General features: G+C 63.2%; 24 protein-coding genes and 1 pseudogene. 12 read left to right on the forward strand and 13 right to left on the reverse strand.

Annotated elements, in window-relative coordinates:
* Positions 1–13: 13 nt before the first annotated feature.
* A complete protein-coding gene (locus tag FB481_RS14070) occupies positions 14–1,171 on the reverse strand; it encodes an efflux RND transporter periplasmic adaptor subunit (RefSeq protein WP_143103611.1) in 1,158 nt (385 codons plus the stop codon).
* Between the two features lie 201 nt (positions 1,172–1,372).
* Between FB481_RS14070 and FB481_RS14075 the strand changes: the two genes are divergently transcribed.
* The 3 genes from FB481_RS14075 to FB481_RS14085 all read left to right on the forward strand — a co-directional run bounded on the left by FB481_RS14075 (position 1,373) and on the right by FB481_RS14085 (position 3,485).
* Positions 1,373–2,017, forward strand: coding sequence for a TetR family transcriptional regulator (locus FB481_RS14075; RefSeq protein WP_147176790.1), 645 nt, complete (start codon positions 1,373–1,375; stop codon positions 2,015–2,017).
* Positions 2,018–2,112: 95 nt separating this feature from the next.
* Complete coding sequence (locus FB481_RS14080; protein ID WP_147176791.1) at positions 2,113–2,958, forward strand: DMT family transporter; 846 nt, start codon at positions 2,113–2,115, stop codon at positions 2,956–2,958.
* Positions 2,959–3,014: 56 nt separating this feature from the next.
* A complete protein-coding gene (locus FB481_RS14085; RefSeq protein ID WP_147176792.1) occupies positions 3,015–3,485 on the forward strand; it encodes an LEA type 2 family protein in 471 nt (156 codons plus the stop codon).
* Here the strand turns inward: FB481_RS14085 and FB481_RS14090 are convergent.
* The gene (locus FB481_RS14090) at positions 3,478–4,371 is read right to left on the reverse strand and encodes a YihY/virulence factor BrkB family protein (protein WP_147176793.1); all 894 of its coding nucleotides are present in this window, start codon (positions 4,369–4,371) and stop codon (positions 3,478–3,480) included. The genes FB481_RS14085 and FB481_RS14090 overlap by 8 nt on opposite strands.
* Positions 4,372–4,594: 223 nt before the next feature.
* Between FB481_RS14090 and FB481_RS14095 the strand changes: the two are divergent.
* Both FB481_RS14095 and FB481_RS14100 read left to right on the forward strand, forming a co-directional pair.
* Positions 4,595–4,998 (forward strand): annotated as a pseudogene (locus FB481_RS14095) (RidA family protein).
* Positions 4,999–5,072: 74 nt separating this feature from the next.
* On the forward strand, positions 5,073–5,414 hold the full coding sequence (locus FB481_RS14100) for a zinc ribbon domain-containing protein YjdM (RefSeq protein ID WP_093505610.1): 342 nt from the start codon (positions 5,073–5,075) through the stop codon (positions 5,412–5,414).
* 266 nt (positions 5,415–5,680) lie between these two features.
* On the opposite strand, the gene FB481_RS14105 is transcribed toward FB481_RS14100, so the two are convergent.
* The 3 genes from FB481_RS14105 to can form a co-directional block, all read right to left on the reverse strand.
* Positions 5,681–6,478: a hypothetical protein gene (locus tag FB481_RS14105; protein ID WP_147176794.1), complete on the reverse strand. Its 798-nt coding sequence runs from the start codon at positions 6,476–6,478 to the stop codon at positions 5,681–5,683.
* Between the two features lie 215 nt (positions 6,479–6,693).
* On the reverse strand, positions 6,694–7,614 hold the full coding sequence (locus tag FB481_RS14110) for a DMT family transporter (protein ID WP_256662750.1): 921 nt from the start codon (positions 7,612–7,614) through the stop codon (positions 6,694–6,696).
* 2 nt (positions 7,615–7,616) lie between these two features.
* A complete protein-coding gene (gene can / locus FB481_RS14115; protein WP_147176796.1) occupies positions 7,617–8,258 on the reverse strand; it encodes a carbonate dehydratase in 642 nt (213 codons plus the stop codon).
* Between the two features lie 175 nt (positions 8,259–8,433).
* Here can and FB481_RS14120 point away from each other — a divergent pair, with 175 nt between their 5' ends.
* Positions 8,434–8,694 carry a hypothetical protein gene (locus FB481_RS14120; protein WP_147176797.1) on the forward strand — a complete coding sequence of 87 codons (261 nt, stop codon included), beginning with the start codon at positions 8,434–8,436 and terminating at the stop codon, positions 8,692–8,694.
* 1 nt (position 8,695) lies between these two features.
* On the opposite strand, the gene rimI is transcribed toward FB481_RS14120, so the two are convergent.
* From rimI to FB481_RS14135, 3 genes are all read right to left on the reverse strand, one after another.
* Positions 8,696–9,148, reverse strand: coding sequence for a ribosomal protein S18-alanine N-acetyltransferase (rimI, locus tag FB481_RS14125; protein ID WP_013789993.1), 453 nt, complete (start codon positions 9,146–9,148; stop codon positions 8,696–8,698).
* Positions 9,145–9,948, reverse strand: a complete 804-nt coding sequence (locus FB481_RS14130; RefSeq protein ID WP_147176798.1) for an energy transducer TonB — start codon at positions 9,946–9,948, stop codon at positions 9,145–9,147. Before FB481_RS14130 ends, rimI begins: the two co-directional genes overlap by 4 nt.
* Before the next feature lie 87 nt (positions 9,949–10,035).
* Positions 10,036–10,929: a LysR family transcriptional regulator gene (locus FB481_RS14135; protein ID WP_147176799.1), complete on the reverse strand. Its 894-nt coding sequence runs from the start codon at positions 10,927–10,929 to the stop codon at positions 10,036–10,038.
* Positions 10,930–11,036: 107 nt separating this feature from the next.
* Between FB481_RS14135 and FB481_RS14140 the strand changes: the two genes are divergently transcribed.
* Genes FB481_RS14140 through FB481_RS14150 form a run of 3 tightly spaced genes read left to right on the forward strand, consistent with a single transcriptional unit; the run spans position 11,037 to position 14,066 of the window.
* The gene (locus FB481_RS14140) at positions 11,037–12,383 is read left to right on the forward strand and encodes an acyclic terpene utilization AtuA family protein (protein ID WP_147176800.1); all 1,347 of its coding nucleotides are present in this window, start codon (positions 11,037–11,039) and stop codon (positions 12,381–12,383) included.
* Positions 12,383–12,703, forward strand: a complete 321-nt coding sequence (locus FB481_RS14145; RefSeq protein WP_147176801.1) for a hypothetical protein — start codon at positions 12,383–12,385, stop codon at positions 12,701–12,703. The genes FB481_RS14140 and FB481_RS14145 overlap by 1 nt, the downstream gene beginning before the upstream one ends.
* A gap of 55 nt (positions 12,704–12,758) precedes the next feature.
* On the forward strand, positions 12,759–14,066 hold the full coding sequence (locus FB481_RS14150; protein WP_147176802.1) for a CitMHS family transporter: 1,308 nt from the start codon (positions 12,759–12,761) through the stop codon (positions 14,064–14,066).
* A gap of 76 nt (positions 14,067–14,142) precedes the next feature.
* On the opposite strand, the gene FB481_RS14155 is transcribed toward FB481_RS14150, so the two are convergent.
* Complete coding sequence (locus FB481_RS14155) at positions 14,143–15,387, reverse strand: saccharopine dehydrogenase family protein (protein ID WP_027906075.1); 1,245 nt, start codon at positions 15,385–15,387, stop codon at positions 14,143–14,145.
* A 48-nt stretch (positions 15,388–15,435) separates the two neighbouring features.
* Entirely contained in the window at positions 15,436–16,533 is a 1,098-nt protein-coding gene (locus tag FB481_RS14160) for a carboxynorspermidine decarboxylase (protein WP_147176803.1), read from the reverse strand.
* 270 nt (positions 16,534–16,803) lie between these two features.
* Between FB481_RS14160 and mksB the strand changes: the two genes are divergently transcribed.
* The 3 genes from mksB (at position 16,804) to mksF (ending at position 21,686) form a co-directional block, all read left to right on the forward strand.
* Positions 16,804–18,048 (forward strand): Mks condensin complex protein MksB, encoded by a 1,245-nt coding sequence (gene mksB / locus FB481_RS14165; protein WP_093505594.1) that lies wholly within the window; start codon positions 16,804–16,806, stop codon positions 18,046–18,048.
* Between the two features lie 111 nt (positions 18,049–18,159).
* A complete protein-coding gene (gene mksE, locus FB481_RS14170) occupies positions 18,160–18,855 on the forward strand; it encodes an Mks condensin complex protein MksE (protein ID WP_027909041.1) in 696 nt (231 codons plus the stop codon).
* Entirely contained in the window at positions 18,852–21,686 is a 2,835-nt protein-coding gene (mksF, locus tag FB481_RS14175) for an Mks condensin complex protein MksF (RefSeq protein WP_147176804.1), read from the forward strand. Before mksE ends, mksF begins: the two co-directional genes overlap by 4 nt.
* Positions 21,687–21,791: 105 nt before the next feature.
* Here mksF and FB481_RS14180 read toward each other — a convergent pair whose 3' ends face one another.
* Genes FB481_RS14180 through FB481_RS14190 form a run of 3 tightly spaced genes read right to left on the reverse strand, consistent with a single transcriptional unit; the run spans position 21,792 to position 25,351 of the window.
* The gene (locus FB481_RS14180) at positions 21,792–24,089 is read right to left on the reverse strand and encodes a PqiB family protein (protein WP_147176805.1); all 2,298 of its coding nucleotides are present in this window, start codon (positions 24,087–24,089) and stop codon (positions 21,792–21,794) included.
* Positions 24,082–24,705 (reverse strand): paraquat-inducible protein A, encoded by a 624-nt coding sequence (locus FB481_RS14185; protein ID WP_147176806.1) that lies wholly within the window; start codon positions 24,703–24,705, stop codon positions 24,082–24,084. Before FB481_RS14185 ends, FB481_RS14180 begins: the two co-directional genes overlap by 8 nt.
* The gene (locus FB481_RS14190; protein ID WP_147176807.1) at positions 24,692–25,351 is read right to left on the reverse strand and encodes a paraquat-inducible protein A; all 660 of its coding nucleotides are present in this window, start codon (positions 25,349–25,351) and stop codon (positions 24,692–24,694) included. The genes FB481_RS14185 and FB481_RS14190 overlap by 14 nt, the downstream gene beginning before the upstream one ends.
* Positions 25,352–25,709 lie beyond the last annotated feature (358 nt).

Below are 25,709 nucleotides of genomic sequence, written 5' to 3' on the forward strand. Positions count from 1 at the left end.
GTGTAATCGCTCCTTAGCGGCTTTCGGCCTGTTCAGGTTCAGCCTGGTCAGCAGCGGCCTGTTCTGGCGCAGCCACGTTCTTGGCCTCGGTGGTCTTCACCTCGGCACCTGGCTGCACGAACTGCAGGCCTTCGGTGATCAGCTTGTCGCCGGACTTCAGGCCATCGAGCACCACCCAGCGGTTGCCGTCGGTACGCTCGGCCTTGACCTGGCGCAGCTCGACCTTGTTCTCGGCGTTGACCACAAGCGCGGTCGGGTCACCCTTGGCGTTGCGGGTGATGCCCTGCTGGGGTGCGAGAATCGCTTCCTTGTTCACACCAGCCGGCAGACGCGCGTGCACGAACATGCCCGGCAGCAGAGTGTGATCCGGGTTGGGGAATACGGCGCGCAGGGTCACCGAACCAGTGCCTTCGTCCACCGACACCTCAGAGAACTCCAGAGTGCCTTCGTGTTTATAGGTGCTGCCGTCTTCGAGGCGCAGCTGCACCTTGGCGGCGGTGTCGCTGGCCTTCTGCAGTTGACCGCTTTCCAGCTCGCGGCGCAGACGCAGCAAGTCTTTGGTTGGCTGGGTCACGTCGACGTAGATCGGGTCGAGCTGCTGGATGGTCGCCATGGCGGTGCTCTGGCCGCTGCTGACCAGCGCACCTTCGGTCACCGCAGAGCGGCCAACGCGACCGGCGATGGGCGCCAACACCTTGGTGTAACGCACGTTGATGCGTGCCTGTTCCAGAGCAGCCTCAGCCTGCAGGCGGGAAGCCTGGGCTTCGTCATAGGCCTGACGGCTCACCGCCTGATCGGATACCAGGCTCTTGTAGCGCTCGGACAGCGACTTGGCCGAGGCCAAGGTCGCTTCGGCACTCTTGGCAGCGGCTTCATAGACAGCGGCATCGATCTGATACAGCTGCTGACCGGCCTTGACCTCGGAGCCTTCCTTGAACAGACGCTTCTGGATGATGCCGTTGACCTGCGGACGCACCTCGGCGATACGGAACGCCGCCGTGCGGCCCGGCAGCTCGGTGGTCAGCGTGTAGGGCTCGGTCTTAAGGGTGACGATACCGACAGTCGGTGCCTGTTTCGGCGGTGGCGCCGCCTCGTCTTTGCAGCCGGCGAGCGTCAGCGTAGCCAGAGCGATAGCGGAAACCATAGCGGCGAAGGCTGGCTTCTTCTGCATCTGAAAGGACCTCATGTCTAAGTGATTCGAGCCGCAGGGCGCGGGTACCTGGCAGATAGCCGAGGTGGATACTGGGAAATAGAGCGCAAATATACTTACGTTCGAGAATGTTTGTAAACGGATCTTTTTGTGTGACACTGAGCCCGCATGTGACTCCCCAGAAGAGTTTTCATCCATTTTTTAACCGTGGAAGCTGTACCCATGGCACGACGCACCAAAGAGGAAGCCGAAGAAACCCGCGCGCACATTCTCGATGCAGCCGAACGGGTGTTCTACGCCAATGGCGTGTCCGGCACCTCGTTGGCCGATATCGCCAGTGCAGCCGGCGTGACCCGCGGCGCCATCTACTGGCACTTTCAGAACAAGGTCGATGTATTCCAGGCCATGCTCGACCGCCGCATGTTGCCCCAGGAAGAGCTAGCCCGCGCCTGCGAGAGCGAGGACGAACCCGATCCACTGGGCAACATGCGCCAGCTTCTGGTGCAGCTTCTGGCGCGCATGCAAGCCGACAGCGAATGCCGCCGCGTGGGTGAAATTCTGCAATACAAATGCGAGTACAACGCCGAACTAGGCGACCTGCGCAAGCGCATGCAGGCTTTCCAGCAAGAATGCGACCAACGCATTGCCAGAACATTACGCAACGCCGTCAAACGTGGGCAACTGCCGGCCAATCTCGACTGCCGGCGCGCAGCGATCTGCCTGCACGCTTACATGGATGGCCTGCAAGCGCACTGGCTTATGAACCCCGATGCCTATGACCTACAGGCGCACGCCCACGCGATGGTCGATGCCTTGACCGACATGCTCCAGCACAGCAAGGCGCTACGTAACCCTAGCCCGGCTTAGACCTTGGGCCCATGGCCGGCCACCGCCGGACATGCTTAGATCTGCTGCACCTCGCGGACCACACTCCGCTGCCAGACCTGCGCACGAGGATGGCCATGTCAGTACGTACCCTGCTTCTCACCGCCTGCGCCATGCTGGCGTTAGCCGGCAACTCGCTGCTCTGTCGCCTGGCCCTGAAAACCTCCCAGATCGATCCCGCCACCTTCACCAGCCTGCGCCTGCTCGCTGGTGCAATGATGCTGACGTTGCTTCTACACCTGCGCCATGACACGCCCCCCATGGCCGGCAGCTGGCGTGGCGCGGTCGCCTTGTTCACCTATGCCGCGACGTTCTCCTTCGCCTATGTAAGCCTGGATGCCGGCGCGGGCGCCCTGCTGCTGTTCGGTGCGGTGCAGATCAGCATGCTGCTGTGGGGCTGGCACCAGGGCGAGCGGCCCGGGCCGCTGAGCCTGGCCGGCCTGCTGCTGGCCTTCGCCGGCCTGCTGATCCTGCTGCTGCCCGGAGCCAGCGCGCCACCGCTGACCGGTGCACTGTTGATGCTGATCGCCGGCATCGCCTGGGGCGTCTATTCACTGCTGGGGCGCAGCGCCGGCGATGCCCTGGCGGCGACCACCGGCAACTTCGTGCGCAGCGCACCCATGGCCGTACTGCTCAGCTTGGCGCTGCTGCACAGCACGAGTTGGGATATGCACGGCGTGCTCTACGCCCTGACGTCCGGCGCGCTGACTTCGGGGCTGGGTTATGCCATCTGGTACACGGCCATCACCCGGCTGAAGGCCATTCAGGCCGCCACCGTGCAGTTGAGCGTGCCGATCATCACCGCACTGGCCGGCGCCCTGCTACTGGGAGAGGCGCTGAGCCTGCGCCTTGGTTTGAGTTCACTGGCGGTATTGGGTGGCATCGCCCTGGTGCTGATGGCCAAGCAGCGCGCCAAGGCTTGAGCCGAACAGGCACGGGCGCGGTCACAACTGCAGGATTCAGCTACCGGAGAATTGCCATGCGCCTGCGTCACCTATGCACCCTGCTGCTGATCGCCACCCTGGCCGGCTGCGCGTCCTGGGCTTCACGTGACCCGCTGCATATCGATCTAGTGGGTCTGGAACCGCTGCCGTCTGAGGGGCTCGAAGCGCGCTTCGCGGTGAAGCTGCGGGTACAGAACCCGAACGAAAGCGCCATCGACTTCAACGGTATTTCACTTGCCTTGGATATCAACGATCAGCCGCTGGCTCGCGGCGTCAGCAACCAGCGCGGCCAGGTGCCGCGCTTTGGCGAGACGGTCATCAGCGTACCGGTGACCATTTCCGCCTACTCGGTGCTGCGCCAGGCGTGGGGCGCCAGCAACTACCAGCCCGGGCAGAGCCTGCCCTATCAGTTGCGCGGCAAGCTCGCCGACGGCCTGTTCGGCACCCAGCGTTTCAGCGACAGCGGCCTGCTGAACTGGCCGCCGGAGCAATCCGCGGTCAGGTAGAGGGTTCGTTTTCCGGGAGAATTTCCTTGTCGCCGGGCTCCTTGCCTTCTTGAGAGAAATGCTCGATCACCGCATTGAGCTCGGCGCCAAACAGCAATACAGCGCAGGAAATGTGCAGGTAAAGCAGAAAGATGATGATCGCGCCGATGCTGCCGTAGGTGGCGTTGTAGTTGGCGAAGTTCTGCGCGTAGTAGGCGAAGGCCACTGAGGCGGCGATCCACACCACCACTGCCAGTACCGAGCCGGGGGTGATGAAGCGAAAACGCTGCTCCACATCAGGCGCCACGTAATACACCACCGCCACCACGATCATCAGCAGAAACACCGCTACAGGCAGGCGCAACAAATTCCACAGGGTGACCACGACCTGCTCGATACCGAGCTGATGCGCCAGCCAGTTCATCACCTGCGGCCCGAGCACCATCAGCGCCGCAGCGGTCAGCAGCGCCGCGGCGATACCGATGGTGTATAGCAGCGACAGCGGGATGCGCTTCCAGGGCTTGCGCCCTTCCTTGACGCCGTAGGCCTTGTTCATCGCATCCATGGTCGAGCGCACCGCCGAGGACGCTGTCCACAGCGCCACCACGATACCGATGGAGAACAGCCCGGCCTTCTGCGTCTGCAACTGATCAATGACCGGGTTGACCAGCTCCACCGTGGAGAGCGGCAGCAGCAGCTCGGCCTGCTGGCGCAGCCAGTCGAAGAACGGCTGCAGATCTAGGAGGCTGATCAGCGCTACCAGAAACAGCAGGAAGGGAAACAACGAGAAGAACATCTGAAATGCCAGGGCCGAGGCATAGGTGGGCAGCTCGTCGTCGATGAAGTCGGTGACGGTTTTCTTCAGCACTGTAAACAGGCTGACACCCGGCAACTGGGGGAAAAACATGGCGCCTCCACTGGCTATGGCGGGCCAAACAGCATGACCCGTTAATCATCGGCAGGTGCAGCGCCCGGCCCGGACCGAGTCACCACAGTCTTTTGGAGGCAGCGAAGCCGCCATGAGTTCGGGTTATCCGCACCACAACGCACAAACGGTGCAACAGTCTCGACCTGCCGCCCTGCGGCTGCAACGCTAGACTGCCGGGCCGTTACCGATCAAGGACGCATCGATGCACAGGCACACCCTCAACCCTGATTCGGTCTTCAACACCCTGCAGTATGGTTTCAGCCAGGCGGTGATAAGCCAGGGCGGACAGCGAATTCATCTGTCCGGGCGGTCGGCGTGGACGAGCACGAACGGCTTGTCGGCACCGATCTGGCCAGCCAGACCCACGCGGCGCTGCACAACGTACGCAGGATTCTCGAGGCCGCCGGCGGCAGCCTGCAGCACGTGCTGATGCTGCGCATCTACATCGTCGCCCAGGCCCGTGACGAGCAGGCATATATCGTCGATGCGCTGCGCAGCTTCTTTCCCGAACAGCCGCCCGCTACCTCCTGGGTGGTGGTCGCCGGCTTGTCGGAGCCCGAATGGCTGATCGAGATCGAGGCCGAAGCCGTTTTACCGGACGCCTGACAGCAATCCCCGGCGGCGTGTAAAACCCTATATAATCTGCGGCCTTTTTCTCCACGGCCTCAGAAGGATTTCCCGTGAGCACGCTGCCACCCTGCCCCGCCTGCAACTCCGAATACACCTACGAAGACGGCACCAATCTGGTCTGCCCGGAATGCGCCCACGAGTGGTCGGCCACCGACAACGAGGCGGCGGGTGATGACACCAAGGTGATCAAGGACTCGGTCGGCAATGTACTGCAGGATGGCGACACCATCACCGTGATCAAGGACCTGAAGGTCAAGGGCTCCTCGCTGGTGGTCAAGGTCGGCACCAAGGTCAAGGGCATCCGCCTGGTCGACGGCGATCACGATATCGACTGCAAGATCGACGGCATCGGCGCGATGAAGCTCAAGTCCGAGTTCGTACGCAAGGTGTAAGAGCCTGTTCACGATCTTTTTGGCCAGCATGAAGAGGCTGTGACAAGGCAGAAGCGGACATCCAGCGATCTCGTAGGAGGGGCTTCAGCCCCGAGCTTTTTATCAAGGCCGACAAAGAGCTCGCGGCTAAAGCGGATCGCCGCCCGGCCCCTCCTACAACATCAGCAGAGATCTACGTCGGCTCTCGCCTTTCTGCATTCAAAGCGCTGTAGTCGAGCCGAAGGCTCGTGAATAGATTCCAAGACGATGGCGCTCGCCAGGGGCGCCTATTGCACCGGTAGGAAATTCAGGAACAGCAGGCTGTGGGCGTAGTTGACGCCGATACGCCGATAGCGCTCGTCGAGCACATCGCTCAGGTAATCCAGACGGGCGACTATCTTGCCGAACTCCACGGCGAAGCTCAGGTTGCGGCCGTTCTCGGACAACTCGTTGGATAACAGCAGCGGGTTACCCTGGACATCACGCCGGGTGCCCAGCAGCCAGGTAGCCTTTTCGATGTTACGTGCCGCGTTGTGCACGAACTGCGCGTCGATGGTGTCGGTGATATAGAACTCGGTGCGCCCGCCGTGGGCGGTGACTACCATGCTGCCGATGGCGTAGATGAAGGCGCCGACTCTATCCCCCTCGAATTCCGGGCCCAGCGCATAGCTGAGGGCGGCGATGTCCTGTCGGCCGGCCAATGCTGGTGGCGGTCTGCCCTGCTCGATGGATTGCCGCACTGCCAGTACCGCCGCTTGGCGGCTAGCCAGACCGGTCTTTTGCCACTCCCGTGGGTTGCGCTGGTAGAGCTTGTCCATCAGCCGGTACAAGCTGTTGAGGTTGTTGCGCATGCCGATGGTGGCCATGCGGTCGGAGTGGGTCTGGAACAACTCGCCTGGGCTGGCCGCGATGCTGTTGCTGGAAAAGGGACCATTGGCCTGATTATGCATGCAGCCGCTGAGCCCGAGCACCAGCGTGGCCAGCACGATGGCGCGCCAGCAGACACCACAAAGCAACGGATAACGGGCCGTCAGCCTGTGCACGGAGGCAGTTTTTCGGTGGAGAGCGACATGCGAGTAATCCATTAACTCACAATTCATCCTTCTGCAGACGGCATAACACTAGCAACTGAATCGCCTTCATGCCCGTTACGGCATCAGCACAAGTCGCCAACGCCAGCCATCGGCATAGACCCCTGTGGCTGCGCGAAAGTTTTCCGCTCAGGCAAATTAGCCCTATAGCGCCCGTGGTAATTGCTGCCAGCCTACTGCAACACGTGGGATGGCAGCCGCCAATCGGCTCAGGCCGTCGCCCGTTGCAAGCGCTTCGGCAAGGTGGCCAGCAGCAGCCCGGCGAAGATCATCGCCCCGCCGAACCAGTGGAACAGCTGCAGTGCTTCGCCCAGAAGGATCCAGCCGAGAATCGCGGTGAACACCGGCATCAGGTAGTTACCCATCGCCGCGGTCGAGGCGCCCAACACCTTCACACCATTGTTCCAGCCGAGATAAGCGACCAGCGAGGCGAACACTGCCGTGTAGGCGATGGCCGAGAGATTGGCTGGCGTGGCCAGCAGCTGGGCGCCGGTGGACAGCTCGTACAGATACAACGGCAGGATCATCGGCACGCCCAGGAGCATGAAGATGCCCAGCAGCGCCAGCGGCGGAATCGGGGCCAGGTATTTGGACCAGCGCCTGAGCAGCACGGTATAAAGCGCCCAGTCGAGCACCGCCAGCAGCATGATCAGGTCGCCATGATTGAAGGCCATGCCTGCCAGCGTCTGCCAGTCGCCGCGACAGATCAGCACCAGCAGCCCGCATACCGCCAGCGCCATGCCCCACCAGGCGCGTCGCGCCGGCCAGTCGCCGAGCAGCAGCCCGGCGAAGATGAAGGTCATCAGCGGAATGCAGGTGTTGACCAGGGTGATGTTGATCGCCGCGGTGGTCTGCGCCGCGCTGTACAGAAAGGTGTTGTAACCAGCGATGCCGAAGGCGGCGATCACAATCAGGCGCCAGCCGGCATGGCGCAGCGCCGTGCGCTGACGCCACAGCGGTAATGCCACGAACGGCAGGATCAGAACCAGCGCCAGACTCCAGCGCCAGAAGGCCAGGGCGAAGGGTGGAATCTCGCCAGCGAAAGCGCGGGCTACCAGGGCATTGCCCGCCCAGCACAGCACCGCCATCAGCACACCGGCAATCGCCAGCTGACGCGAAGGTTTACCCACACTCATGTCTGCGGTGGGCGCAGGCGATACTGCTCTGGCAATTGATCGGCAGCGCTGACGGTGACGTCGAGATCCTTCCAGCGGCCATCCTTGAGGCCGTAGATGCAACCGTGTACCGACAATTGCTGGCCGCGGTGCCAGGCGTTCTGGACGATGCTGGTACGGCTGACGTTGCCGACCTGCTTCATCACGTTCAGCTCGCATAGGCGGTCGACTCGCGCTTCCTCGTCGGATAACGCGGCCAGGTGCGCATGCTGCTCGTAATAGAGGTCGCGGATATTGCGCAACCAGCCATCGATCAGGCCGAACTGCGCATCGTGCATGGCTGCGCGCACGCCGCCGCAACCGTAGTGGCCGGTGACCAGAATATGTTTGACCTTGAGTACATCGACCGCGTACTGGATCACCGACAGACAATTAAGATCGGTGTGCAGCACCACGTTGGCTACATTACGGTGCACGAACAACTCGCCGGGTAGCAGGCCGACGATGTCGTTGGCCGGCACGCGGGCATCCGAACAGCCGATCCACAGGTACTCCGGGGTTTGCTGGCGGGCCAGGCGGGGAAAGAAGTCCGGGTCATTCTGGGTGATGTTTTCGGCCCAGCGCTCATTGTTGTCGAACAGGTGCTTGAGATCGCTCACGGCGGCGGCTCCCGAGAAAGGTCGATGCGCACCATACGGATGCATCGGCCTTTTTGACAAGGCGATTCGCGCGCCGAACAAGCTCACGCAATAGCGGGTTAATGACCGAAACGCTGAATCTTCCTGGCCTGCGGTCGTCCATTGGCTAGAGCCAATGACTGATCCGGAGTTCGTCATGACCGACAAGCAACCACCTGTCAGCCGCCCAGCGGCCACCGAGCAACCGGCCGAGCCGCCGATTCTGCGCGATGTGGTGGAGCCGTTGGTGCCACGCAAACCGGGCCAGGCCGCTGCGCCAAAAACCGCTCGGCCGGCCGATGAGACGAAACAGGCGGGTCAGCCTGAAGGGGAAGAGCAATCTCAGGAATTCCTGGATAAGTACGATCTGAGCCAGGTTGAGGAAGAGCGTCGGGAACGGCGCTGGGCGCGCCGCTAGCTCACTCCACCAGCGTGCAAGCCATCACCAGCGCGTCTTCACGACCGCCCGGCGCCGGGTAGTAATCGCGCCGACGGCCAATCTCGTTGAAACCGTAACGCTCGTACAAACGGTACGCCGCCTGGTTGCTGGAGCGTACTTCCAGAAAGCACTCCCCTGCCTTGAGCTCGGCGGCACGGGCCATCAGGTGTTCGAGCAGGCGCAGGCCCAGGCCGCGGCCCTGGCTTTCCGGTTTGACGGTAATGTTCAGCAGATGCGCCTCGTCGATGATCACGTTGATCACCCCGTGGCCGACCTGCTGGCTGCCCTCGAACATCAGCCAGACTTCGTAGGATTTCAGGCTGTCGAGAAAGATGCCGCGCGTCCATGGATGGCTGAAAGCGGCGTATTCGATCTTCAGCACCGCATCGATATCCGCCTCGGTGGCCCGGCGGAAGCTGATCGCGTCACTCATACCGAGGCCTCCAGCCAGCGCCGCCGGACGCGCTGCATGGCGTGCCACAAATCGCGTTTGCGCTCAGGCTCGTCCATCAGCAGCTCCAGGCCCGGCAGTGCCCAGGCGGCGCCCAGTTCCTCGACCTGCAGTTCGCGGTTGTAGGCTTCCGCATCGGCATCGCCAGCGAAGCGAATTGCGGGCAGGCCGATCAGCCACAGGCAGGCGCAGGGCTCCTGCTCTTCCAACCGCGCACCGATAAAGCTCTGCACGAAATCCAGCGCGGCCTGCGGCCCCTGATCCATGTTGCCTCGCACCAGTAGCGGCCAGCGCACCGGCTCGCCGATGATCTGCGGGGCATCCGGCAGGCCAGCGGCGCGCAGCAGGTCCTTGAGCAGCAGGTAAGCCGGATCGCGGCTCTGGAACGGCTCGCCGGTGGGCAGCTCGACCAGCAGCGCGCAGCTGCCGGCGCGCAGCAACTGCAGGGCGAAACGCGGTGGCGGGGCTGGCCGCTCGCGCGGTGCCGGTGCGGCGCTGGTTTGTTCAGCGGCTGGCTCGTCGGTTTTGCTCCCCGAGCCCGGCTTGGGCATTTCGATGCGCGGGCGTTCGCGGGTGACGACTTCGCCGGCGGCAGGTTGCGCGGCCGGCGCAGTTACCTCGACCTGCACCGCCGGTTTCTCGACGACGATCTCGACTTCCGGCTCGAAGGCGACCAGCAGCTCGGGCCGCGACGGCGCCGCGAATGGCAGTTCGACGCGCGGCAGCCAACTGGCCACTTGCATGGCATCCAGATAGGCGCGGCGGCGCAGCTCGGTGTTCAAACGTCAGGTACCCGGCACATCGATTTTCGAGGGCGCTGATTGTCGCGTGAATCGCCTGCCACGGGTAGCCCCAAACGTCAGCCGTAGCTACAGGCCAATGGCTTCGGCCTGCTGCTTGAGCAGGCTGACGAAAGCCTGGGCCGGCGGGCTCAGGTAGCAGGGTTTGCGTTGCAGCACGCCAATGCCACGGGCCGGCGCCATCGGCAACGGATGTACGGACAGGCTGCCATCGCCATTGAAGGTGTCCGCCACGCTGGCCGGCAGCAACGCATAACCCAGCCCCGCCCGCGCCAGCGCAGCGGCACTGCTCATGTAGGCGACCTCGAATGCCGGCTCGCGCAGCAAGCCCATGCGTGCCAGGGTCTCATCGGCCATAGTGCGCAGGCTGGTGTCGCGGGTGGTGGCAACGTAGTCGAGCGATTGCAGTGCTGACAGCAGCTTCTTGCCGCGCAAGCGGCTCAGGCCATGCACCAGCAGCACCAGGCTGTCGTCGTAGAGCGGCTGGAAATCCAGTACGCCCGGCTCATCGGCCACCGAAGTGATGGCGAAGTCCACTTCGGCGTTGCTCACCCACTGGCGGATCTCTCCGGCGCGGCCATCGCGCAGGCTGATCTCGATGCCCGGATAACGCTGTCGGTAGTCGACCAGCACCCGCGGCAACGGCTCGATGGCCACCGACGGCAGCACGCCGATGCGCAGCGAACCACTTTGCAGATGCAACTGCTCATGGGCGTCGTGCACCGCGTGGTGCATGTCGCGCAGCAGGCGCCGGGCCTGCTCGAGAAAGCGCACGCCGGCTTCGGTCAGCTCCACACTACGGGTGTTGCGGGCGAACAGCGAGAGGCCCAAGGCCTCTTCCAGCTTGCGCAGGCTGTAGCTCAGCGCCGGCTGGGACAGATGGATCTGTTCGGCGGCGCGGCTGAAGCTGCGCTGCTCGGCGATAAGCACGAAGGCCTGAAGCTGGCGGAAGCTGATATCCATGGCGGGCGCTTTTATAGAATTATTTTATCAATTGATATCACATTTCGAATTCACAACTAAATCAGGAAGTCGCACCCTGCCGGCAGACCTCGACCTGGATCATAACGATGACAACAGTCCATATCGGTTGCGGGGCAGGCTTCGCCAATGATCGGCCCGATGCCGCTCTGGCCCTGGCCAATGACCTCGCCGCACGCGACGGCCGGCGCTTCCTGTTCTTCGAACTGCTTGCCGAGCGCACCCTGGCCGAAGCGCAATTGCGCCGCCTAGGCAACCCCGACAGCGGCTATGCCAGCCGGCTGTTCGACTTTCTCGAGCCGGTGCTGGAAACCTGCCTGGCCGCCGGCATCCCGATCATCACCAATGGCGGCGCCGCCAATCCCAGTGCGGCCGCCCGCCGTCTGCGCCAGCAGCTGCAGGGCGGGCGCTTCGCCTCCGCGCGCATCGCCTGCGTGCTGGGCGACGACCTGCTCGATTCCCGCGACGCCGTGCAGCGCTGGCTGCCCGAGTCGCTCGACGGCGAGGTAGTGTCGGTCAACGTCTACACCGGCGCCGACGGCATCGTGCAGGCGCTGGATGGAGGTGCCGATATCGTGCTCTGCGGCCGCGTCGCTGACCCAAGCCTGGCGGTCGGCCCCTTGCGCCACGCCTTCGGCTGGCAGGCCGACGACTGGGATCGCATCGCCCTGGCCACCGCTGTTGGTCATTTGCTCGAATGCTGCACCCAGGTCAGCGGCGGCTACTTTGCCCACCCGGGCCTCAAGGATGTGCCGGACCTGGCCAATGTCGGCTGCCCGATCGCCAGCATCGAGGCCGATGGCCGGGTGACCATCGGCAAGGCCGCCGGCACCGGCGGCTGCGTCACCGAGCGCACGGTCAAGGAGCAGTTGCTCTATGAAGTTCACGATCCGGCTGCCTACCTGACCCCGGACGTGACCCTGGACCTTAGCCAGGCCCGCGTACGCCAGGTTGGCCCTGATTTGGTCGAGGTCGAGGGCATACAGGGTCATGCGCGCCCGGCCGAACTCAAGGGGCTGATCGGCCTGCGCGGTAACTGGTTCGCCGAAGCGGAGATTTCCTACGCCGGCCCCGGCGCCCTGGCTCGCGCAGCACTGGCCCGCGACGTGCTGCTGCAGCGCTGCGCGCGCCTGGCGCCGCAGCTGACGCCGTGGATCGACCTGATCGGCGTCGCCAGCCTGTTCAACGACGCCCGCGGCCATTGGCTTGAACAGCGTCTGGCCAGCGCCCAGGACCCGCAGGACGTGCGCCTGCGCATCAGCTTCGTCGACCGTGACAAGGCGCTGCTGGAAAACCTGCTGTTCGACGCCGAATCGCTCTACACCAACGGCCCCGCCGGCGGTGGCGGCGTGCGCCAGCATCTGACCGAATCCATCGGCACGGCGAGTTTCCTGATCCCCCGCACCGCGGTGCGGCAACAGGTGGAGTGGTTCTGATGAACGAAGTTCTGCTGTGCGACTACGCCCACGCCCGCGCGGGCGACAAGGGCAACATTCTCAGTGTGGCCGTGTTCGCTTACGACCCCGAGCATTACGCCTGGCTGGCCCGTGAAGTGACCGTCGAGCGGGTGGCCGGCTGCCTGGCCCACCGCCGCATCGGCACGGTGCGCCGTTTCGAGCTGCCGAACCTGGGCGGCCTCAACTTCGTGGTGGAAAACGCTCTGGAAGGCGGCGTGAATGCCAGCCCCGGCATCGACCGCCACGGCAAGAGCCTGAGCTACGCGCTGCTCGACCTGAGGCTGCCGGCTCCGTCCTAGCGCCCACGCTGCCAGCCCTGCGACTCCAGACAATAATAAAACCGGAGAGATCGTCATGATCACCGCCCTCGGCTTCACCCTGATGTTCGCCATCGTCATCCTGATTCTGATGCGCCGCATCACCCCGCTGGTCGCCTTCGTCACCCTGCCGGTCATCGCCTGCCTGATGGCCGGCTTCGGCCTTGGCGAAATCGGCAAATTCATCACCGAAGGCCTGAAGACCGTGGCGCCGACCGCCACGCTGTTCATCTTCGCCATTCTGTATTTCGGCATCATGCGTGACCGCGGGCTGTTCGATCCGCTGGTGCGCTTTCTGCTGAAAAGCACCAAGGGCCGCCCGCTTTCCGTGGCCATCGTCACCGTGGCAGTGACCTCGGTCACCCACCTGGACGGCATCGGTGCCGCGACCTTTCTGCTGGTGATACCCGCCCTGTTGCCGCTGTACCTGCGCCTGGGCATGAACCGGCAGATGCTGCTGTGCCTGGTGGTGCTCAGCGCCGGGGTGATGAACATGGTGCCCTGGGGCGGTACCACCGCACGCGCTTCGGCGGTGACCGGTATCGACGCCTCGCAACTGTGGATCTCGCTGATTCCCATCCAGGCGGTCGGCCTGGTGCTGGTCATGAGCCTGGCGGTGTTTCTCGGCCTGCGCGCGCAACGCAGCTTCGCGGCCAACGGCGCTGCAGCCATCGACAGCGCTCCGGCCGACGCGCCGCAGGTCGACACCTCGCAAATGCTACCCACCAGCAACTGGCGCTATTGGGCCAACCTGGCGTTGACCGCCAGCATTCTGGTCTGCCTGTTCACCGGCGCCTTCCCGCTGTTCGCCTGTTTCATGGTCGGCCTGGGCATCGCCCTGCTGCTCAACTACCCCAGCCTTGACGACCAGAACAAGGCACTGCGCGCTCACGCCACGGACGCCATGCAGATGGCCCTGGTGATGCTCGCCGCCGGCATCCTACTCGGCGTGCTGGCCGGCGCCGGCATGTCCGACGGCATGGCACACTGGATGATCAACATCCTGCCCGAGGGCTCGGCCAACTGGATTCATGTGATCATCGGCGCCTTCGGCGTACCGCTGGGCATGCTGTTCTCGCCGGACGCCTACTACTTCGCCCTGCTGCCGGTAATCCGCGATGTGGCGGTAGCCGCCGGTGTCGATCCGGCCGCCGTGGCCAACGCCATGCTGATCGGCGAGAACACCGGCTTCGGCGTCAGCCCGGTAGTGCCCAGCGTGTACCTGGCCATCGGCCTGGCCGGCGTCGAGCTGTACAAGCACATCCGCTACACCGTGCTGTGGGCCTGGGGCATCAGCCTGATCATGCTGGCAGCCGCGGTGCTGCTCGGCGTGGTGACGGTCTGACAGCACAGGCGGCCTGAAACGAAAAAAGGATCGCCTCGGCGATCCTTTTTTCATGCAGCGACTGCGTAGGCCAGTCTTACAACGACTGATCCCACGGGCGATCACCGTGCTCGTCTTTAATTCGAGTCGGCAGGCCCATCACGTCCAACGCCTTGAGGAACGGCTCGGCCGGCAGCTCTTCGACGTTGACCATGCGCCCTGCATCCCACTCGCCACGGGCGACCAGCAGCGCGGCGGCGACTGGCGGCACGCCGGCGGTGTAGGAAATGCCCTGGCTGTCGGTCTCGGCGAAGGCTTCTTCGTGGTCGGCCACGTTGTAGATGAACACTTCGCGGGCCTTGCCATCCTTGGTGCCCTTGACCAGGTCACCGATGCAGGTCTTGCCGGTGTAGCCCGGTGCCAGGGAAGCCGGATCCGGCAGCACGGCCTTGACCACTTTCAGCGGCACAACTTCCAGGCCTTCAGCGGTCTTCACTGGCTGCTCGCTGAGCAGGCCAAGGTTGTTCAGCACGGTGAACACGTTGATGTAGTGCTCGCCGAAGCTCATCCAGAAGCGCACGTTGGGCACGTCCAGGTTCTTGGAGATCGAGTGCACTTCATCGTGGCCGGTCAGATACAGGTTCTGGGAACCTACAACCGGCAGGTCATCGGTACGCTTGACCTCGAACATGCGGTTGCTCGTCCACTGGCTGTTCTGCCAGCTGTAGACGGTGCCGGTGAACTCGCGGAAATTGATTTCCGGGTCGAAATTGGTCGCGAAATACTTGCCGTGGCTGCCGGCATTGACGTCGAGGATGTCGATCGACTCGATCTTGTCGAAATGCTGTTGCTGAGCCAGGGCCGCATAGGCGTTGACCACACCCGGGTCGAAACCGACGCCGAGAATGGCCGTGATGTTCTTCTGCTGGCATTCCTCGAGGTGTTTCCACTCGTAGTTGCCATACCAGGGCGGGGTTTCGCAGATCTTGCCCGGTTCTTCGTGAATGGCGGTGTCCAGGTAGGCCACGCCGGTATCGATGCAGGCACGCAGCACCGACATGTTGAGAAAGGCGGAACCGACGTTGATGACGATCTGCGATTCGGTCTCGCGGATCAGCGCCTTGGTCGCCTCGATATCCAGTGCATTGAGCGAGAAGGCCTGGATGTCGGCGGGTACCTTGAGGCTACCCTTGGCCTTTACGCTGTCGATGATGGCCTGGCATTTGGAGATGTTCCGTGACGCGATGGCAATACGACCGAGTTCGTCGTTGTGCTGCGCGCACTTGTGGGCCACCACCTTGGCGACACCTCCTGCACCAATGATAAGGACGTTCTTCTTCAATTGTTTCACCTCCAGGGTACTGCGCTCGTTGAGAAAGGTGCTGCGGTATTACGACAGGCTCGACAGGTAATCGTCGAAGCCGAATTCACGAACCACCTCGACGCTGCCGTCGAGCTGCTTGACCACGATGGCGGGCATCTTCAGGCCGTTGAACCAGTTCTTCTTGACCATGGTGTAACCAGCCGCGTCGACGAACGACAGGCGGTCGCCGATCTGCAGCGGTTTCTCGAACTGGTATTCGCCGAAGATATCGCCGGCCAGACAGGATTTGCCGCACACCATGTAGGTGTGCTCACCCTCGCTGGGCGCCAGCTTGGCGTTGAGGCGGTAGATCAGCAGGTCGAGCATGTGCGCTTCGATGGAGCTGTCCACCACGGCCAGGTGCTTGCCGTTGTAGAGGGTGTCGAGCACGGTGACTTCCAGCGAGGCGCTGCCGGTGATGGCCGCTTCACCCGGCTCCAGATAGACCTGCACGCCGTACTTCTCGGAGAAGGCTTTCAGGCGCGCGCAGAAGGCGTCCAGCGCATAGCCTTCGCCGGTGAAGTGAATGCCGCCACCGAGGCTGACCCACTCGACCTTGTGCAGCAGGTGGCCGAAGCGCTCTTCGATGTGGCTCAACATCTTGTCGAACAGGCCGAAGTCGCCGTTCTCGCAGTTGTTGTGGAACATGAAACCGGAGATCTGATCGATCACCGCTTCGATCTTTTCCGGGTCCCACTCGCCCAGGCGGCTGAACGGGCGCGCCGGGTCGGCCAGCAGGTAATCGGAGCTGCTGACCTGCGGGTTGACGCGCAAACCGCGCACCTTGCCTTCGGACGCCTCAGTGAAACGCTCGAGCTGGCCGATGGAGTTGAAGATGATCTTGTCGCAGTTGGCGAGCATCTCCTCGATCTCGTCATCGGCCCAGGCCACGCTGTAGGCATGGGTTTCGCCAGCGAACTTCTGGCGGCCGAGCTTGAGCTCGTACAGCGAGCTGGAGGTGGTGCCGTCCATGTATTGCTGCATCAGGTCGAAGACCGACCAGGTGGCGAAGCATTTGAGGGCCAGCAGCGCCTTGGCACCGGAGTGTTCGCGCACGTAGGCGATCTTCTCCATGTTGCCCAACAGCTTCTGTTTGTCGATGAGGTAGTACGGCGTTTTGATCATTGCGCAGTCCGTAATAAAGGTCGGCCAACAGGAGCCCGCCAGCCTCCTGAAAAAAGCGGACGCGAATTGTGCCGACAACGGCCACAGATCGAAAGGCCGTTGAGCATATTTTGTCCATATCGGGGTATTTCGACGCGTTGCCCGGCCCGACTGCCGCCGAGCATGCCCGCCCGGCGTGACCGGTACATGACAATGTGTCGCTGCCCTTAAAGGTCAGGCTCCGTTTCCCGTACAATCGGCGTTTTTTCGCAAGCGAGCGACCGTCCCGCGATGATCGACCCCAAACGCGTATTGCGCGCCCTCGCCGAGCACTGGGCCCTGCTCGAACCGCTCGGTGAACGCTTCGATGCCGGCACCCTGAGCCTGGTGGAGCTGCGCAACCAGCTGACTGCCCAGTTACCACCGCAAAGCACGGCGGTGGATGTCACCGCCCTGCTCGACCAGTGGATCCGCCTGGACATCCTGGTGCCGGTGGCCAAGAGCCCCAACCGCTTCGAGCTCAACGCGCAGATCCACGACTTCCTGTCGTACCTGCGCCGTGAGCACCGCCTTGGCCTGTGCCTGGAGATCGAAGCCTACCTGCGTCACCTCGAGCGCCTGGCCGGCTACATCCAGGACGCCTTCGAAGTGCGCGACGGCAACGACCTGGCCCGCCAGCTGCGCCTGCTCGACATGCGCGTGCGCGATGTGTTGAAAAAGCTCAATAACGACGAGCAGGCGCTGATCGGCGTGGCCGAGCGGGCCAAGACCAGCGACCGGCAGATTCCCCTGCGCCAGCGTTACGCCGAAGTGCTCGCCACCTGGGACGAGTACGTCGAGCCGATGATCCAGCTGGTCGCCGCCGATGGCGCCTTCGAGCAAGGTGTACGCCGCGTCGAGCAGGTGCTGCTCAAGCTGCTTGGCGAACAGCAGCGCCTCGGCCAACTGGTCGACGACGATCTGCTGCTGCGCACCCACGCACGCATTCTGGAAATGCAGACCAGCGCCCAGCTGACCCTGCGCAAGGCCCGCGAACTGCTGCTGCCGCTGCGCGAGGAAGCCCGTCGCCACAACGCCGTGACCCGTGGTGCGGCGCTGGCCCTGTCGGTAATCCGCAAGAAAGGCATCGACGCCGTGCCGCAGGCCGCCATGCCGCTGTTCACCCGACCGCAGAGCAACTTCCTGGGCAGCGCATCCCAGGTCGAGGCCTACGTCTATGCCCTGGCGCGCTTCGAGGCCAAGCCCAACCACTTCCCGAAAGCCACCGGCAAGCGCAAGGGGGACAACCCGCGTGCGCCGAAAACCGCCCGGGAGATGATCGACCGTTGCGAGCAGTCGCTGCCACTGCCGGATCTGATGACCTGGCTGCTGGAGCAGGAGCCCGAAGGCGCCACCGACGAGCTGCTGTACTGGTTCTCGCGCCTGTCGCGCGAGTCGCGCTTCCAGCGTGACCGCCTGGAGCGCCAGACCTACCTGACCCGCGAGCACGAAATCAGCATCAGCTCCTATGCCCTGGTGGGCCGTCCCAATGGCTGAGTACCGCGTAGGGTGGACCGGGGCGCGCAGCCAACGCCTTCTTCTGTCCACCATTGGCCGCCCAATCGTTTCAGTTGCAGCCACGGCTGCAACTGCCAAAGAGCATCACCTATGAATATCGACCTGAAAGAAATGACCCAGCTAGCGGCCGCGTTCCGCGACCTGTTCAAGGGTTACCACATCTCGCGCAGCGAGCCCGAGTGCTACGCCCAGCTGTCCAGCATGCAGGATCAGTATCGCGCACTGTTTCGCGCCTTGGGCTTCGAGCTGGTCTGCGACCCGCGTGGCTTCTATTACTTCGTGCCCGAGCAGGCCGCGCCCCAGGTCAACAAGACCGCCCAGCGCCTGGCGCTGTTCACCTTCATCCTGGTCGAGCATTTGGCCGACCAGGGGCGTGACCCACTCTCCGTGCTCGACGGCGGCACCATCGGCCGCGACGAGCTGCCGGCACTGCTCGACAAGTACCGCGACCTGTTCCTGCAGGCCGAAGTCACTACCCATGAAGAGCTCGAAGACAAGGTCATCCGCCGCCTAACCCAGCTTGGCTTCGCCGAAGACAGCAACGGCGTGTACCGCTTCCTGCCGCCGATGCACCGCTTCCTCGACGTATGCCTGGCGGTGCAGCACGACCGCGACCTGGCCGCCAGCCTGCACAGTACCGACCTGCCGCTGCCGGCACCGGTGCTGATAGACGACGACAGTGGTGACCCGATCATCACCCTCGACGACGCTGCAGAAGAATCCGAAGAAGACGCCATGGCCCGCGCCATGGCCGAAGAGCGCGCCGCACAGGAGCAAGACGCATGACCCAGGAACGCTACGGCATCCGCCGCTTCGCCCTGCTCAACACCGCCGGCTACAGCCTCGGCCTGTTCCCGCTGGAGAACCCGCTGTCGGTGTACGGCGCAAACAACCTCGGCAAGTCGGCGTCGATCAACGCGCTGCAGTTCCCGATCCTGGCGCGGATGTCGGACATGAGCTTCGGCAAGTACAGCCTGGAGCAGTCGCGCAAGTTCTACTTCGCCACCGACACCAGTTACATCCTCGTCGAAGTCGCCCTGCCCCACGGCCCCCATGTGATCGGCGTGGCCGGTCGCGGCCCGGGCGGCGGTTTCGGCCACCAGTTCTTCGCCTACCAGGGCGAGCTGGACCTGGATCACTACCAGCACAACGGCACCTGTCTGCGCCAACGCGAGCTGTTCAAGAACCTCGGCCAGGCTGGCATCACCGCCTACGAGCTCAAGCCCGACGAACTGCGTCGCCTGCTGGTCGGCGGCCACACCAGCATCCCGCTGGACCTGACCCTGATCCCGCTGCGCTCGACCAGCGAGCAGAGCCTGAAGACCTTCCGCGCCCTGTTCATCAACCTCCTGCATATGCGCGAGATCACCGCAGCGAAGCTCAAGCAGTTGTTCCTCGATGCCTTCGAGCACAGCCTGCGTTCGGGCAGCGTCGATTACATCGCCGCCACCGAGGAAGCCTTCCGCGACGTGCGCCGCATGGAGCAGGACTACCAGGCCCTGGTCACTGCCGGCCCCTTGATCGAAGCCCTGGCATCCGGCGTCACCCAGCGCGAACAACTGCGCGGCAAGCTGCATCGCCTGTCGCCGCTGCTCGACAACCTGCTGGGCACCTGGCACGACTACGCCGATGCCCGCAAGGAAGAACTGGTCATCCAGGCCGAGCACTACCGCAACGAGCAAGACAGCCTGCAGAACGATCAGCGCGGCGGTACCCAGGAACTGATGCGCATGGAGCGCGAGATCAGCGAGATCCAGCGCTGGCTGGGCGAGCTGGCGGTACTGAAGAACCGCTTTGCCCTGGTCGACGACGTCAAAGTCCTGGAAGCCCAGCTGCTGGCCGCCAAGGACGCCCACGACGAACTGGCTGGCGCCCTGGCGCAGTCCCGTCAGTTCTCCAGCGAAGACCTGGATGAGCGCCTGCGCGACCTGGAAAAACGCCTCAAGTCGGTCAAGCAGCAGCTCGACCACGCCGACAACAACAGCTACTCGCGCCTGCGCGAAGAGTTCTCCCAGGCCGATGTCGATCGCCTGATGCGTCTGTTCAACGGTCAGCTGTTCAGCCTGCCGCTAGGCGAGAAAGGCATCCAGCTCGACGAGGGCGACCTGTGGGTGAAATCCCTGGAAGCCATCCTCGACGGCTTCAAGGGCGAGCGCTTCCAGGTGCCCGGCCTGGATATCGACCTGTCCCATATCGAGCCGCCGGCCCTGCAGGCCCTGGCCGACCGCGCAGCCCTGCGCGACCAGAAGGATCGTCTCGACCGCGAGCTCAAGCAGCTCAAGACCCAGCAATCGGTCGCCGCCGACCGCGCCGCCAGCAAGGCCCAGGCCGAGCAGCTGTACCAGGCGGTACTGGATGCCCAGAAGGCCCTGGAAGACTTCCGCAAGAGCCAGACCCTGGCCGCCGAGGAGGCAGGCAAGCTGGAGAAACTCGCCCAGCTGGAAGCCGCTCAGGACGAGCTCAAGCGCGCCAGTGACGCCTTTACCGAACGTGTGCAGCAGATCTCCGCCAAGCTGCAGCTGATCAGCCGGCAGATCGGTGATCTGGAATCCAAGCAACGCACCCTGGAAGACGCCCTGCGCCGTCGCCAGCTGCTACCCGCGGACCTGCCGTTCGGCACGCCGTACATGGAACCGGTCGACGATTCGCTGGACAACCTGCTGCCGCTGCTCAACGACTACCAGGACACCTGGCAGGCGCTGCAGCGCATCGACGGGCAGATCGAAGCGCTGTACGCCCAGGTGCGCCTGAAGGGCGTCGCCAAGTTCGACAGCGAAGACGACATGGAGCGCCGCCTGCAGCTGTTGGTCAACGCCTACGCGCACCGTCAGGACGAAGCCCTGACGCTCGCCAAGGCGCGCCGCGCAGCGGTCACCGACATTGCCCGTACCCTGCGCAATATCCGCAGCGACTACGACAACCTCGAGCACCAGTTGGCACTGTTCAACCGCGAGATCAACAAGCGCCAGGTCTCCAACCTGCAGAGTTTCCGCATCGTGCTGGCACCGAACAAGGAAGCCCTGCGGCATATCGACCAGATCATCCACAGCGCCGGCCAGTACGAGGAAGGCGAAACCCTGTCGGTGTTCGACCTGACCCAGAACGCCGAGCAGGACGCCAAGAACGAAGAAGCCAAGGATTATCTGTCGCGCCTGGTCGCCGCCAACGGCAACCAGCTGGGCCTCAAGGATCTGTTCGAGCTGGCCTTCGAGATCACCAAGGTGCATGGCCAGCCGGTGATTCACACCGACATCGACGGCGCCGCCTCCAACGGCACAACGATGACCATTAAGGCGCTGACCAACATGTACCTGCTGCTGCACCTGATGGACCGCGACCTGGCTGGCCGAGTGCGCCTGCCCTACTACCTTGACGAGGCGGCGGACATCGATGAGCGCAACCAGCAGGCGCTGATCGAAACCAGCCTGCAGCTCGGCTTCGTACCGATCCTCGCCTCGGTGAAACCTCAGGTCTCGGCCACCGTGGCCATCGACCTGGAAGGCGGCAGCGGCCCCAACGGCATCTACATCGACGAAGCGGACTGGAAATACATCAAGCGCCGCGAGCAGGCTGCAACGCCTGCCAGCAGTGAACAGGATGCAGCCGAACTGGCGTGATCCTATCCCTGTAACGCAAAAGGCCCGCGGAGTACGCGGGCCTTTTCGTTTCTGCATACAGCTAGCGAGCGCTTTTAACGCCGCTGGGCCGACGCGCAGCTGCCTTCACTTGGGCAAGGCGATTTTCGGCGCCCACTGCAACCACTCCGGCTGCGCCTCATCGAACAATGCGAAGGTCTGGCCTGGTACTGCGGCATTGCCGGTCGGCTCGGGTGTAGCGAAGGCCACGCCGCCAGCGACCAGGGTTTCCACCGACTCGGTGCGCACCTGTACGCCTTTGAACAGGCCGAAGTCCACACCGAACCCGGAGCTGTTCCAGAAGCGCGTGCCGGTGTGCACCAGCGCGGCATAACGAGGCTCGACAAGGATATGGATCAGTACCCGGTCGGCCGTGGCGCCGAGCTCGTAGCCGGTGACCTTGCCGACCTGAATCTCTCGGTAGGTCACCGGCGAGCCCGCTTTCAGAGAGCCGCGGCGCGGCGCACTGAGCACCAGACGCAGGCCCGGTTCTTCGACCACCTGCTCGGGCGCCTGCTTGAGCGCCACGAAGTCGGTCTGCCGGCCGCTGCCCTGGCTGGATGGCTGCACCTCGATGTACTGCCCGCCAATCAGGGTGTCCAGGTTGGCGGCGCCAGTCAGGCCGATCTCGGGCTTGACCACCCAGAAGCGCGAGCCGGGCCGCAGCACCTGCTGTGCTGCGGTGGTGATACGGCCATGCAGCATCACCGCCTGCAAATCACCGGTCAGTTCGACCCGCTCGATCTTGCCAACCTGCAGGCCCTTGTAGCGAATCTCGGTGCCAGGCGAGAGGCCGTCACCGCGTTCCACGCGAATGCTCAGCTCATCGCCGCTCTTGAGCGACGCTTCGCGGTCGGCGTAAAGGTTGAAGCGCTGCACGCGCTTGGCATCGGCGGGCGCCTTGAGGTCATCGGTCTCGAAAGCGATGCCGCCAGACAGCAGCGTCTGCAGCGACTCGCTCTTCACCTCGATACCGGACAAACCACCCTTGAGGGTGATGCCGCTGACGTTCCAGAAGCGCGTGGTACGGTTCACCAACCCGGCATATTCAGGCTCGATGTGCACGCCCAGCACCACCTGCTTGTTATCGCGAGCGAGCTGGAAGCTCTGCACCGAACCGACCTTCATCTGCCGGTAAAGAATCGGGCTGCCGACGTCCACCGAACCGAGCGTGTCGCTGAACAGCACCAGATGCAGACCTTCGGCACCGAGATCCAGCGGCGGCGCCTTGGCTCGGGCGACGAAATCACGGCGTGGCGGGCCGCCCAGTTCACCGGGGCGAACGGCGATGTAGTTGCCCTTGACCAGCGCCTCCAGCCCGGTGATGCCGGCCAGGGAAATCGACGGTTTGACCACCCAGAACTGGCTGCCTTCGACCAGATAGTCCTCGGCCATCGGGTCCATGGCCAGTTCGGCGGTGGCACTCTTCAGATCCGGATCGACCTTGAGAGTCTTTAGCACACCGGCCTGGATACCCTTGTACATGACCGGCGTACGCCCGGCCTGCAGGCCCTCGAAATCGCTGAGTTTGACCACAGCCTTGATGCCGGCCTGGGCCGCATCGAAGTCTTCATAAAGACGGAAGGGTTTGCTGGGATCGGTTGGCGGACTGTCCTTGCGATGCTCCGGCGTAGCGAAGGCAATGCCGCCAGCCACGAGGCTGGTCAGGGACTCACTACGAACTTTCACCCCCGAGAAATCAGCGTCGACGCTGATCCCGCTGGCATTCCAGAAGCGCGTGTGTTTGCGCACCAGATGGGCATAGGCCGGTTCGATGAATATCTTCACCTCAACCGACGCCTGATCGTCGGCGAGCTTGTAATCCTTCACACGGCCTACCTGGATCTGCTTGAAGAACACCGGGCTGTCGCGGTTCAACGAGCCCAGCCGCTCGGCCTTCAGCGTCAGGTGCAAACCGGGTTGCTCATCGGACAAAGGTGGCGCCTGGGCCAGAGCCTGGAAGTCATAGGCCGGTTCACCAGCGCCCGGGCTGAAGGCAATGTAATTGCCGGAAACCAGGGTCTCCAACCCAGTGATACCGGCCAGGCTAACGCTCGGCTTGACCAGCCAGAAGCGGGTGCCGGTACGCAGCTGAGGCTCGATATCCTTGTTCATCTCCAGCGTGGCGATTACCCCACGCTGCTTGTCACTCTTGTCCAGGGTCAGGCTGGTGACCTTACCGATCGACATACCCTTGTAGACCACCTCGGTCTTGCCAGCCTCAATGCCCTCGCCGCTGGCGAACACCACTTGGATCTCGATGCCCGCTTCGCTATAGGCGCGCCAGGCCAGCCAGCCACCGATCAGCAGCGCGATCAACGGCAGTACCCATATGGCAGACCAGTTGGAGGCCGGACGCGTCCTGGCGGTGGGCAGATCATTCATGGTCGTCATCCGATTCCGTGTTATCCCAAATCAACCGTGGGTCGAAGGTAAGTGCTGCCAACATGGTGAGAATCACCACACTGGCGAAAGCCACCGCTCCCACACCCGGTTCGACGCTGGCCAGGCTGCCGAACCGCACCACTGCCACGAGAATGGCGATGACGAAGATATCCAGCATGGACCAGCGTCCGATCCATTCGATGAAGCGGTACATCAAGATGCGTTGGCGAGCCGACATCGGCTGATGTCGTTGCACCGAATACAGTAAAAGGCCGATGCCCACCAGCTTGAAGGTCGGCACCAGAATGCTGGCGACGAACACCACGATGGCGATCGGCAGCATGCCATTGTCGACCAGCGTGATCACCCCGGACATGATGGTGTCGGGCGCCCCTTTGCCGAAGGAATTGACCGTCATGATCGGCAGCACGTTCGCGGGAATATAGAGAATTGCCGCGGTGATCAGCAGCGCCCAGGTGCGGGCCAGGCTATTGGGCCGACGCTCGTGAATGCGCCCACCACACCGGGAGCAGAACTGCCGCTTGAGCTCGGGCTCATGGCGATTGAGCTGATGGCACTCGTGACAGATGATCAGGCCGGCATCAAGGGCGCGCATGGGCGTTCTCCCCGGCCAAGGACTCCCAGATCTGATGAGGGGACATGGTCACCTCAAGCCAGACCTGCACCAGGAGCAGCGCAATAAAGCAGAACAGCCCGAAGCCAACGGACAACTCGGCGATATCCGCTAGCTTGACGATGGAAACCAGAATGCCGATTAGGTAGACCTCGAGCATGCCCCATTCACGCATATGGTGATAAATGCGGTACAGCAGAAACCCGTAACCCCGACCGACCTTCAGGCAGATACTCAGCAGCACCAAAAGTTGGCATAGCAGCTTTAGCAGCGGAACTGCCATGCTGCACAGAAACACCACTACGGCGATGCTCTGCATGCCGGCGTCATACAACCCCAGCACACCGCTCCACACCGTGTCGTGGGAGCTCTGCCCAAGCATGGTCATCTGCATGATGGGCAGGAAGTTGGCCGGTATGTAGAGAAGCAATGCAGCCAAGACCAGCGCCAGGCTCCGGCGTATCACTTGGGGGCGGTGGCTGTAAAGCTCATAGCCACAGCGCGGGCACTCGACGCGCTCACCATCGCTAATCACAGGCCGACGCATCAGCAGATCGCATTCGTGGCAGGCGACCAGTTCCGTCAGAGGTACTTCAGCTAATGACTGTTGAGCGGCCGACTCGGGCATAGATGGAGTTCTCGAAAATACCAACCATTCTAAATGAGACCCTGAAAGCAACGCACAGTTATACCGATTATCTGAGCGACAAACATTACCCGAGTGTTACGTCGCTAACCGGCTCTGCTCCGATACCGCTATTTCTTCCGTAGCCTGCGGTAGAGCGAAGCGATACCCAGGTCAGCGTGCGCTCTGGCCGCCTGGCTGGCGCACTGTGCATTAGCCTTCGAATTTCGCGGCCGAAAAGACGAAACCCCAGACCTCTGTCGAGATCTGGGGTTTCTTATAGAAGCTTGACGATGACCTACTCTCACATGGAGAAGCTCCACACTACCATCGGCGATGCGTCGTTTCACTACTGAGTTCG

This window comes from Pseudomonas sp. AG1028 (assembly GCF_007993955.1).
GTDB lineage: Bacteria > Pseudomonadota > Gammaproteobacteria > Pseudomonadales > Pseudomonadaceae > Aquipseudomonas > Aquipseudomonas straminea.